The sequence below is a fragment of the Desulfovulcanus sp. genome (assembly GCF_982781345.1).
In genome coordinates this window covers 41,845-53,026 of record NZ_CEYAEZ010000011.1, presented here as the reverse complement: position 1 = coordinate 53,026, position 11,182 = coordinate 41,845, and the positions used below count along the sequence as shown (strand labels likewise).

Below are 11,182 nucleotides of genomic sequence, written 5' to 3'. Positions count from 1 at the left end.
GTTGTTTTCCAGAGCTGTAGATGATGTCCGTAAAGCCGAACACCGGGAAACTGCTTTGCCCAAAGGGACACGGTGGGCAGTCCTGAAATCATGGGAGACAGAGCTTACCGCTAGCCAGCGAGAGGCCTTGCTGGAGTTGGAAACCAAAGGATTTCTCACAGCGACAGCATATAGAATCAAAGAACAACTGAGATGGATACGCCATGCTGAAAGCGAGCAAGCACTTAAGTGGCGAATCACTCGTTTTATACGTCATGCCTATGAACAGAACGGCTCAGAAGAACTACTGAAGCCCATTGGCAAGGCATTAGAAACTTTAAAAAAACATATTAACGCAATAGCAAGGCGCTGGATGTCTGGGCATACCAATGCCCGGCTAGAGGGTCTAAACGGTTTGTTCCAGGCAGCACGTGCAAGAGCTAGAGGCTATCGTAATGTGGAGAATTTCATCACCATGATCTATCTCATTGCAGCCCCAATTCAGGCTCTACTCCAAACAGAAATTCTACAGTAAACGTCGAAGAGCCTTATATATCTTATTTTTGCGCTGGGTATATTTTTTAAATATTTGTGTTGTTTTGTGTTGTTTTTATAAAAAACGTAAACCAGCTTTGAGTTTAGCTTGATTTGCAAACCTGAGTTTTTGCAGGCACATCATATATTTCTTATTATTAAGTTTAACTTATAAAGCTTATATGAAATTATCTATTATTACAGCCTGCTTTAATGCGGAAAAAACAATAAGGCACACAATTGAGTCAGTTCTTTCGCAGGGACATGATGATATTGAATATATTATACTTGATGGTGCTTCTACAGATGGAACAATAAGCATTGTAAAACAGTATAAAATCAGATTTCAAAAATAATTTCTGAGCCAGATAGTGGTATTTATGAGGCATTAAATAAAGGAGTTAAGCTTGCTTCTGGTGATGTAATTGGTTTTCTTCATGCTGATGATATTTATGCGAATAAAAATATTGTAGAAAAGGTCGTACAATGTATAGCTGGTGAGCAGGTGGATAGTTGTTATGGCGACCTGGTTTATATTGATAAGAAAAATCAAGGAAAGATAGTAAGATATTGGGAATCATGCGCTTATGAAAGCGATTTATTTAAAAAGGGATGGATGCCTCCACATCCTACTTTTTTGTGAAGAAAATTAGTTATGATAAATACGGATATTTTAATACAGACTTAAAAATAGCCGCTAATTACGATCTTATGCTCAGGTTTTTATATAAACATAAGATTTCTACTTGTTATCTACCCAAAATTTTAGTAAAAATGAGGATAGGTGGGGAGAGTAATAGAAGTTTAAGGAATATTTTGCAAAAATCCAAGGAAGATTATATGGCTCTTAAAGAGAATGGCGTTGGAGGGATATATACGTTGTTGTTAAAAAACATAATTAAAATACCGCAATTTTTTAGGAGAGTTTGAGGCGGTGCATGCGATAGCAGCCTTGCCATTTATGAAGCTTATATTTCAACTGCAGACGCACGCAGACTTTTGAGGGTTAAGGATTAAGGAGTAAGGGGTAGGAATTAAGTGCGACAGGGTAGGGAAAGCTTATTTCTTTTCACCGCAGACGTACCAAAGGTCGCAGACAAGCGTCGCCCGGCGACTTGTCGAGCGCGCTACTGTCCTGGCCTGAAAGCCAGGGAAGGATATTTGAATTTTGGCTCTTATCATACCTGAACAGTGCCTGTGCTTAATTTTGATGCTAGAAAATTTAGGGCAAAAAAGAGGGGGTACTCGATTGTTACAGGTATAATAGATTATTTTAGTAATTAACTATACTTCATTGGGGGAGAAAGTGAATAAAGTTGCATTGATAACGGGAATTACCGGACAAGATGGTGCATATCTTGCGGAGTTTTTGCTTAAAAAAGGTTATATAGTGCATGGAATAAAGAGAAGGGCGTCACTTTTTAATACTGACAGAGTTGATGCTCTTTATAAAGATCCCCATGAAGAGGATGTAAGTTTTTTCTTGCACTATGGGGACATGACTGATTCTACAAATTTAATAAGAATAATACAGGAAGTCCAGCCTGACGAGATATACAATCTGGCTGCTCAATCTCATGTAAAAGTTTCATTTGAAACTCCAGAATATACTGCAAATGCGGATGCTCTTGGAACCTTGAGGATATTAGAGGCAATTAGAATATTAAAAATGGAAGATAAGACGAAGTTTTATCAGGCTTCAACCTCCGAACTTTATGGAAAAGTTCAGGAGATACCACAAAATGAAAAGACGATGTTTTACCCAAGGAGCCCATATGCCGCTGCTAAACTTTATGCTTATTGGATAACGGTAAATTATAGGGAAGCATATAATATGTTTGCCAGCAACGGGATCCTTTTTAACCACGAATCTCCTATTAGAGGAGAGACTTTTGTAACAAGGAAGATTACGCGGGCTGCAGCAAGGATCAGGTTTGGCCTGCAGAAAAAGCTATATCTTGGGAATTTGGATGCTAAGAGAGATTGGGGACATGCGAAAGATTATGTTGAGGGGATGTGGCTTATCGTGCAGCAGGATGAGCCTGATGATTTTGTTTTGGCAACCGGGGAGGCCCACTCTGTAAGAGAGTTTGTAGAATTGGCTTTTAGGGAAGTTGGGATAGAGGTTGAGTGGGTAGGTAAAGGCGTCCAGGAGAAGGGAGTTGTCCGGGGGATAAGAAGTTGTGCAGATGAGAGGGCTGGAAAAGAAGATAAATTCTCGCGCCAAGACGCCAAGACGCCAAGAGGGGAAGAGGAAGATGAGAAGATGAGAAGTTGGGAAGATGAGAAGTTAAAAGAAGGGGATGTAGTGATAGAGATTGATCCGAGGTATTTTAGGCCGACAGAAGTTGATTTTCTTCTTGGTGATGCAACAAAGGCAAGAGAAAAACTTGGCTGGAAACCAAAGCATACTTTTGAGGAACTTGTTAAGGATATGGTTAGTGCTGATCTTGAGCTGGCTAAAAGAGAGTTGTATCTTAAAAATGGTGGTTATAAGTATCGTAACAACTGTGAGGATTAAAGCTAGAGATAGATAGAATGAATATAATTGTTAACCGCAGACTCACGCAGACAGACGCAGACGAGCCCTGGCAACGACTTGCTGCCAGGGCTGGCGTACTGGCCCTTCGGGCCATGAATGATTTTTCCTGAGTGCAAAATGTTTGATGCAAATATAAATATAATTAATATCCTTGGCCGAAGCCAACATTTTTTGTTCTGCAGACCTTGCCGAAGAAAATGTCTGTCTAAGTAGTGTGTGTCTGTGGGTAAATAAACATGGATATTAATCAATTGACTTACGCAATCAACGGGGCCATTTTTGAAGTAAATAGAGTGCTTGGGCCTGGATTTTTGGAGAAGGTTTATGAGAAGGCACTATTTATAGAGTTGAAGGACCGAGGTTTTTACGTAAAAGCACAAGCGCCAATTGATATAAATTACAAGAGCCAATGCGTTGGTGAGTATATAGCGGATTTGTTGGTTGAAGATTGCGTGATTATAGAACTTAAGACTGTTGAGCGATTGGAAAAGATTCACGAAGCTCAACTTTTGAATTATTTGAAGGCAACAGGCCTGAAAGTAGGGTTATTGGTGAATTTTAAGTCTCCCAAGGTAGAGATAAAGCGTTTTGTTTTAGAACTGACCGAAAACCAGTAATTATTAACCGCAGACTCACGCAGACACCCCCTGCCAGGAAGTCGCTGGCAGGGCTAAACTTCTGGCCTTTCAGGCTGGATGAGGTATTTGAAGTTCGATTTTTATCGTATCAGATATGGCATTAGCTCAGGTTGGAAGTGATGCGTGTAAGTAAAGAGTCCTCTCTGCCCTTCGGGCCGTCAGGCTTTTGTTCGGCAAAGTCTGCCGAACAAGAATGTCTGCGTTAGTCTGCGTGCGTCTGCGGTTAAATAAATAAGGTTGTCTATTATGCACAAAAATTCAAAAATTTACGTCGCAGGGCATAGAGGGTTGGTTGGCTCTGCAATCATCAGGAAACTGGAAGAAAAGGGCTATAGCAATATTATTACCAGAACTCATGCTGAACTTGATCTTACCAGGCAGGATGATGTGGAAAGGTTTTTTGAGGAAAACAGGCCTGAATATGTTTTTTTAGCTGCTGCAAAAGTTGGAGGTATTGTTGCAAACAATACTTATAAAGCAGAGTTTATCTATGACAACCTTATCATTGCAGCCAATGTAATTAATGCCTCTTATAAATTTGGTGTAAAAAAACTCCTTAATCTTGGCTCATCCTGTATATATCCCAAGTTTGCACCTCAACCAATGAAGGAAGAGTATTTACTGACTGGTAGTTTGGAACCTACAAATGAACCTTATGCTATTGCCAAGATAGCAGCAATTAAGCTCTGTAGATATTATAATGAGCAATATGGGACAAATTTTATATCTGTAATGCCTACAAATCTTTATGGTCCCAATGATAATTTTCATCTCTTGAATTCCCATGTTTTGCCTGCTCTTATAAGAAAATTTCACCTCGCTAAACTCCTGGAGGAAGAGAATTTTGATGCAATCAAGAGGGATTTCATTAAAAATGGTGATGGTAATATCCAGGCAGGCGAAAAAAGTATCTCCCTTGATCCGGCCTCATCTACAGATGAGGTACTGGAAGTCTTGAAATTTTACGGCATCTCAACTTCTCATCTTCCCAACTTCCCAACTTCTTCCGTCACCCTCTGGGGCACAGGTAAGCCAAGAAGGGAATTTTTGCATGTTGATGACCTGGCCGATGCCTGTATTTTTTTGATGAAAAATTATGATTACAAGGAGATAGGTGAGTTTGTAAATGTTGGTACAGGAAAAGATATAACCATTAGTGAGCTTGCAGAACTTGTGATGAGTGTCGTTGGGTTCAAAGGAAAACTTAAATTTGATAGCTCTAAACCTGATGGTACTCCAAGAAAGCTTTTGGATGTCTCTAAATTAAATGATTTGGGATGGAGAGCAAAAGTCCCACTGAAAGAGGGTGTTAAAATGACATATGATCGGTATGTTAGAATGGACAAAAAATGATTTCCGATAAATATTTTCTGGAAATCATCTATTTAGGCCTGATTTTTTTATTTCCCTGTTTTATCTCTTGTCTTTGCATCAATATCTGCACGTATTGGTCAGCCGGATGCTCGCAAAATTCATTTTGCTCCTATTCACATCAGGGAGGTAGCCCGACAATGGTGGCTAGTCTTTTATGCCAATATTTATGGGTCAGAAATTGACTTCAGGAGGAAAAAGGGGGGATTACGAGCTCCAGTTATAATTTTTTTGGTTTGATGGATGATAAATTTTCCCCTCGGCTTAAACTGAAGTTTTGAGGGTGAATCCTGGCTGCTTTATGGATTATGGATGTTTAGCCAGTTCAGTGATGGAGGAATGAATGACAAGATCAATTCTATTAGCAATTTTTGACGTTTTCGGAATATGTTTAGCAATTTTTTTAAGTGCAACCATTACACTTAAGCCAACTACAACCATTTTTTCCTATCACACAGGTCCCATTTTTTTTACCATCATTTTTACTATATTTTTCTTTTATATATTTAATCTCTATGATTTAAGTGGGTTAAAGGCCTTTGGCGAGACATTTTTACGTGTCTGTGCAGGTGTTATTTTGTCTAGTCTGACCACTGCAGCGTTTTTTTATATCCTTGGTCATTGGCAGTTCCCGCAATCTTTGTTTTTCGCTGAAAGTTTTTTGGCAATAATTTTGCTGACCTTGGTGCGTTGGGCGTTTTCTTTTTTTATTGTTGCCTTGCCTATGGGGAAAGTTCTTATAATTGGCGCTGGCAGGGCAGGACAGGCGATTGCTAAAATTTTGCAGGCCCAGGTAGTGGGCTTTGTTGATGATGATCCTACAAAATGGCGTAGCGACCCAGGTAATTTTTTTGTTACCGGCCCAATAGATAATCTGATGTCTATTCTTGATGAGACTGGTGTAAAAAAACTTATTCTGGCTATTACTCACAACCGCAGGGAAAAGCTTATTCAGGAACTATTAAAGGCACGGTTAAAAGGAATAGAGATTGATGAAATGGTTGCTGCTTATGAGAGGATAACCCAAAAGGTGCCGGTGCACCACATTCAAGATCGGTGGTTGATTCTGGAACGGGGCTTTAACTTGTATTCAAAGGATTTGATTAATAAAAGTAAGCGTTTTTGCGATGTCGCGGTCTCATTTTTGGGGCTTGTCCTCTTATCACCGCTGTTTTTTATTGTAGCCATTTTGATTAAATTGGATTCTTCGGGCCCAGTAATCTTTAAACAAAAAAGGGTTGGCTTAAATGAACGTGAGTTTTACTTATATAAATTTCGTTCCATGTATAATGATGCGGAAAAAAATGGTGCAGTTTGGGCACAGGAAAATGATCCTCGGGTGACGAGGGTTGGTAGGTGGCTAAGGAAACTGCGAATAGATGAACTCCCTCAACTTTGGAATGTCCAGAAAGGGGTTATGAGTTTAATTGGGTGTAGGCCGGAGCGGAAGGAGTTTGTGGATAAGCTTGAACAAATTATTCCTTATTATTATATCAGACATACTATAAAACCAGGGATAACTGGTTGGGCACAAATCAACTACCCGTATGGAGCAAATATAGAAGACGCTGTCCAAAAACTAGAATATGATTTGTATTACATAAAAAACATGTCTCTTCTCTTAGATACTAAGATTTTCCTAAAAACCATTGGGGTGGTGCTCTTTGGTCAGGGGGCGAGATAATTTAAGGCTCTTCGACGTTTACTGTGGAATTTCTGTTTGGAACAGAGTTTGAATTGGGGTTGCAATGAGATAATTCATGGTGATGAAATTCTCCACACTTGTTATTTGTTCAAACATATGAGGATAGATACATGTGCTTGTGCAGAATACAGATATTTTAGCCTCAGACATAGAGGTAGTCTGAAAAAGAAAATCAAGTTTATCCTGAGCTGAGAGTTTTTTTGACTTCATATGGTTGTTTTCCTGCAGATACTGTTTGTTTTCATGTAAAAAACAGTGTTATAAGGGAGTCTAGATTGTTTAGCATATAGAAGCAATGCTTCTGAAACCGGTCGACTCAGGCGGTATCTTTCCTGACACTGATGGGAAACTAAGACTCAAGACCCGAAACTGCCAGGAAAAAAACTCAGCCCTTGATACACTGCAGTAGCCAGGACAAAGGCAAAAAGGGTGTTAAAAACCATGCTAAACAAAGCCCAGCGCCAGGAACCGGTTTCTTTGGCAATGGCCACTATGGTTACCAGGCAAGGGGCATATAAGAGGATAAACAAGATCAGGCTGACGGCCCTTTTGACATCCCAGCTAGGATCCCGGGCAATTTTGTCAGCCAGAGATATTGGTTCCTCAACCTCGACCTGGCCCAGGGAATAGGCCGTTCCCAGGGTGGAAACGATAACCTCCTTGGCTGCAAAGCCGCCTATGAGAGATATATTTATCTTCCAGTCAAATCCGGCCCACCTGGTCACAGGTTCCAGCAATGTCCCTAATCGTCCTGCCAGTGAATATCTAAGCCTTTCTTGAGCCAGGTTTGCATCAAGCTGAGTAAGGAGTTGGTTAAGTTCTAAAATTAATGCCTGGTCCCCGTTTTGGGCCTTAATTTCCTGGATTTGCCGTTCTATTTCCGCTTTGTGCTGGGTAAATTTATGGATTTGTTCGTGAGGCAAACGGGGAAATGTCATGGCAGCCCATAGCAGGATTGAAATGGCCAGGATCACGGTGCCTGCTTTTTTGATATATTGCCAGGTCCTTTCCCAGGTATGAATTAGTAGCCCCCTTAAAGTGGGAAAGCGGTAGGGCGGAAGTTCCATTACAAAAGGAGTAGGGGCGCCTCTAATAATGGTCGAGCGTAATATTCGGGATACAATCAGGGCTGCTGCCCAGGCTGTCATGGAGATGAGAAAAAGTACCGTTGGTTTGTTCTTGGGGAAAAAAACTCCTACCAGCAGGATGAAGATGGGCAATTTTGCTCCGCAAGGCATAAAAGGGACAGTGAGCAAGGTGGCGAGCTTTTCTTTGGGGCTGCGCAAGGTCCTGGTAGCCATAACTCCCGGCACGGCACAACCTCCTGCAATGCCGCCGGAGATAATAAAGGGCATGACAGAACAGCCATGCAGGCCAAAAATGCGGAACACGCGATCAAGCATGTATGCTACCCTTGCCATGTACCCCGAGTCCTCCAGGAAGGCTATACACATGAACATTAAGGCAATTAGAGGGACAAAGCTAAGGACACCGCCAACGCCACCTATTATTCCCGAAACCACCATTGACTGCAAAAGACCGGGCGGGATGAGTCTGGTAGCCGTATCAGCCATCCAGGCAAAAAAGTTTTCCACCCAGTTCATCGGGATTTCACCGAGCCAGAAAGTAAATTTATAAATGGCGTAGAGAATCAGGGCCATGATCAGAGGGCCAAAAAATTTGTGCGTCAAGACCCTGTCTATTCGGTCTGATATGGCTATACGCTCTTTCTGGGTGTCGCGTTTTATAACATCCTTGAGCAGGGAGGAGATAAATCCGTAACGGTAATCAGCAACAATGGCCTCGGGATAGGTATTCAAAGTTTTTTGGCAATGTTCTGCTATCCTGGTTGCGGCTTGCTCCAGTTCCCTGGCCAATGTTTTATTGGTTTTTAGGCCCAGAGCCCGGATTTCATCATCACCTTCCAGGTATTTGAGGGCTGTCCAGCGGGGGGGATAAAGGTTGGTGAGAAAATGGTTTTGCTCAATCTTCTCCGTCATTTGCTGGAGTACAGGGTCCAGGTCAGGGCCATAGGAAATGTTTAAGGGGGTCCACGACCCCGCGGAAGAATCAGCCAGTTCAATTATGTTCTGGATAAGGAGGTCTTTGCCCAAGCCCTGCCTGGCCACTGTTTCCACAACAGGAACTTTTAACCGTTTGGACAAAAGCTCTGTATTAATGGTGAGTCCTTTTTGGCGTACCTCATCCATCATATTCAGGGCCAAGATAATTGGTATACCCAACTCCATGATCTGGACGGCCAGGTAGAGGTTGCGTTCCAAAGCGCCAGCGTTGAGCACATCCACAACCAGGTCTGGCTTTTCTTTGGCCAAAAAGTTTCTGGCCACTAACTCCTCTTGAGAGTAAGCTGTCAGGGAATAAGTACCTGGCAAGTCAACAAAGTGGAGTAGGCGGTCCTGGACTTCTATAAAGCCTTCTTTTTTTTCTACAGTAATTCCCGGATAATTGCCGACATGCTGCCTGGAGCCGGTCAGGCTGTTAAATAAGGTGGTTTTGCCTGAATTTGGGTTGCCAGCAAGGGCGATGATTATTTTTTTCTTACTCATCCAAGACCTCCACCATAATATGGTCGGCCTCATTATTGCGCAGGGTCAAAGTGAAGTCTTTGACGCGCAATGCCACCGGATCTTTTAGAGGAGCGCGGCCAATGACCTGCACTTCAGAGCCTGGAACGAGACCCATATCCCGGATGCGCCGGCCAACTTCGCCTCGAGCAGTAATGCTCTTGATTCGGGCCTTCTGGTTTATCTTTAACTGGCGTAAACACAGTGTTTCAGGCATATCTTCTTCCTTTAGTGTAAGGTATAAGGTTCTGGGGTTAAGGCTTATAACTAATGGCTCATGACCAAAAGCTTGTTAATGGGGTATTCAAAGTCAGGACCGGTTATCAAAATATGGAACAGATAATCCTCTCTAGTTGTTATTTAGACGGACTGTCTTCAATTCTCGTCATTCTGAACGAAGTGAAGCGTGGAGAAGTATCTATCTCGTAAGCGAGACAACTCTCCCACTGCCGATGAGATCCTTCGCCCCGCCGTGAGCGGGACTCAGGATGACGTTTTTTGACGGTACTTTTTCTTGTTATAATGTTTTTTGTTGATGAACATTATTATTGAAATCAAGGGAGCAAACTTTATCCTGAAGTTATTCCCTGATGATCATTGTCCAAGGGTAGGTGTGTCGATGAATTCCAAAATTTAGTTGATAATCCGATTTTGTCAAGCAAAATTTGGCGAGCCTAACTTTTTCTGTCTTGCCTGGAAGTGATATTTCTGGCACTTCCCTAAGACTATGAAGAATTACGACGCACTTGCTTTGTTTTCTGGAGGTTTGGACAGTATCCTGGCGGTCAAGGTTGTTCAAAAACAAGGTCTTGATGTCTTGGGCCTACACTTTGTTTCGCCGTTTTTCGGGCACCCGGATAAAGTGGCTCATTGGCAGGAGCTTTATTCCATTCCCATTAAAATCGTTGATGTTGCCGAAGAATATATGCGTATATTGCAGGAAGGTCCCAGGTTTGGCTGGGGCAAGGTGTTAAATCCTTGTGTAGATTGTAAAATTTTTATGCTTAAAAAGGCCAAGGAGCTTTTAAGTCACTACGGGGCCAAATTTATTATTTCTGGCGAGGTGTTAGGCCAGAGGCCCATGTCCCAGCGCAGGGATGCCCTGTACTTGATCCGTCGGGAAGCGGAGGTAAAGGACGTTTTATTAAGACCCCTCTGTGCCAAGCATCTTGACCCTACCCCTATGGAAGAGTCCGGACTTGTTGATCGAGATAAGCTTTTGGGAATATCTGGCCGGGGCCGAAAAGAACAACTAAGATTAGCCCGGGAATTTGGGCTCCGGGAGATTCCAACGCCGGCCGGAGGGTGTTTGCTAACTGATAAGGAGTCTGCCAAGCGCTATCTGCCACTTTTGCAAAAGGTAAAGGGGGCAGAAGCCAGTGACTTTTACCTGGCCAATGTAGGGCGGCAGTACTGGTCAGGCAATTATTGGTTAAGTATTGGCAGGGATAAAAATGATAATCAGCAACTTCTGCGCCTAGCCAAGGATAGTGATTATATTTTTAAGCTTAAAGATTTTCCCGGCCCCATTGCCTTGGGCCGCTCTGCTGGAAAGGGGGAAAGCGGGGAAGAGGAGAGACAGGGAGAAGATTGGCCGGAGGAAGTCATCTTAAGTGCTGCTTCTCTGGTTTGTGGATTTTCGCCCAAGGCCAGGAAAAGTAAACGAAAGGTAGTGGTAGAAATTCGTAAAGACAAAGAAAAGAGATCTGTTCTGGTTTTGCCGGAGGATGGTTCTTCAATGGATTGGCAGGAGCCAAGGTGGGAAAAGGGTTAAAGCTGCAAAGGCTGGGAGAATTGGTTTATTGGTTGATCGGCTGGCTCTTCAACC

The 11,182-nt window shown here is 42.4% G+C and carries 10 protein-coding genes; 8 read left to right on the top strand and 2 right to left on the bottom strand.

What is annotated here, in order from left to right; translation table 11 throughout:
• The 7 genes from AC3WVG_RS03275 to AC3WVG_RS03245 form a co-directional block, all read left to right on the top strand.
• Nucleotides 1-514, top strand: a 514-nt coding sequence (locus AC3WVG_RS03275; RefSeq protein ID WP_488796749.1) for a transposase, incomplete at its 5' end; no start/stop codon positions are given.
• Between the two features lie 181 nt (nucleotides 515-695).
• A complete protein-coding gene (locus tag AC3WVG_RS03270; RefSeq protein WP_488796748.1) occupies nucleotides 696-869 on the top strand; it encodes a glycosyltransferase in 174 nt (57 codons plus the stop codon).
• The gene (locus AC3WVG_RS03265; RefSeq protein ID WP_488796750.1) at nucleotides 857-1,156 is read left to right on the top strand and encodes a glycosyltransferase; all 300 of its coding nucleotides are present in this window, start codon (nucleotides 857-859) and stop codon (nucleotides 1,154-1,156) included. Before AC3WVG_RS03270 ends, AC3WVG_RS03265 begins: the two co-directional genes overlap by 13 nt.
• 663 nt (nucleotides 1,157-1,819) lie before the next feature.
• On the top strand, nucleotides 1,820-3,034 hold the full coding sequence (gmd, locus tag AC3WVG_RS03260) for a GDP-mannose 4,6-dehydratase (protein WP_488796747.1): 1,215 nt from the start codon (nucleotides 1,820-1,822) through the stop codon (nucleotides 3,032-3,034).
• A 257-nt stretch (nucleotides 3,035-3,291) separates the two neighbouring features.
• Nucleotides 3,292-3,672 carry a GxxExxY protein gene (locus AC3WVG_RS03255; RefSeq protein ID WP_488796746.1) on the top strand — a complete coding sequence of 127 codons (381 nt, stop codon included), beginning with the start codon at nucleotides 3,292-3,294 and terminating at the stop codon, nucleotides 3,670-3,672.
• A gap of 267 nt (nucleotides 3,673-3,939) precedes the next feature.
• The gene (locus AC3WVG_RS03250) at nucleotides 3,940-5,046 is read left to right on the top strand and encodes a GDP-L-fucose synthase family protein (RefSeq protein ID WP_488796745.1); all 1,107 of its coding nucleotides are present in this window, start codon (nucleotides 3,940-3,942) and stop codon (nucleotides 5,044-5,046) included.
• A gap of 361 nt (nucleotides 5,047-5,407) precedes the next feature.
• Complete coding sequence (locus AC3WVG_RS03245; protein WP_488796744.1) at nucleotides 5,408-6,748, top strand: sugar transferase; 1,341 nt, start codon at nucleotides 5,408-5,410, stop codon at nucleotides 6,746-6,748.
• 377 nt (nucleotides 6,749-7,125) lie between these two features.
• Here the strand turns inward: AC3WVG_RS03245 and feoB are convergent, their stop codons facing one another.
• Both feoB and AC3WVG_RS03235 read right to left on the bottom strand, forming a co-directional pair.
• The gene (feoB, locus tag AC3WVG_RS03240) at nucleotides 7,126-9,336 is read right to left on the bottom strand and encodes a ferrous iron transport protein B (RefSeq protein ID WP_488796743.1); all 2,211 of its coding nucleotides are present in this window, start codon (nucleotides 9,334-9,336) and stop codon (nucleotides 7,126-7,128) included.
• Nucleotides 9,329-9,571 carry a FeoA family protein gene (locus tag AC3WVG_RS03235; RefSeq protein WP_252380535.1) on the bottom strand — a complete coding sequence of 81 codons (243 nt, stop codon included), beginning with the start codon at nucleotides 9,569-9,571 and terminating at the stop codon, nucleotides 9,329-9,331. The genes feoB and AC3WVG_RS03235 overlap by 8 nt, the downstream gene beginning before the upstream one ends.
• 510 nt (nucleotides 9,572-10,081) lie before the next feature.
• On the opposite strand from AC3WVG_RS03235, the gene AC3WVG_RS03230 reads away from it, so the two are divergent.
• A complete protein-coding gene (locus tag AC3WVG_RS03230; RefSeq protein WP_488796742.1) occupies nucleotides 10,082-11,128 on the top strand; it encodes a tRNA(5-methylaminomethyl-2-thiouridylate) methyltransferase in 1,047 nt (348 codons plus the stop codon).
• Nucleotides 11,129-11,182: the final 54 nt, after the last annotated feature.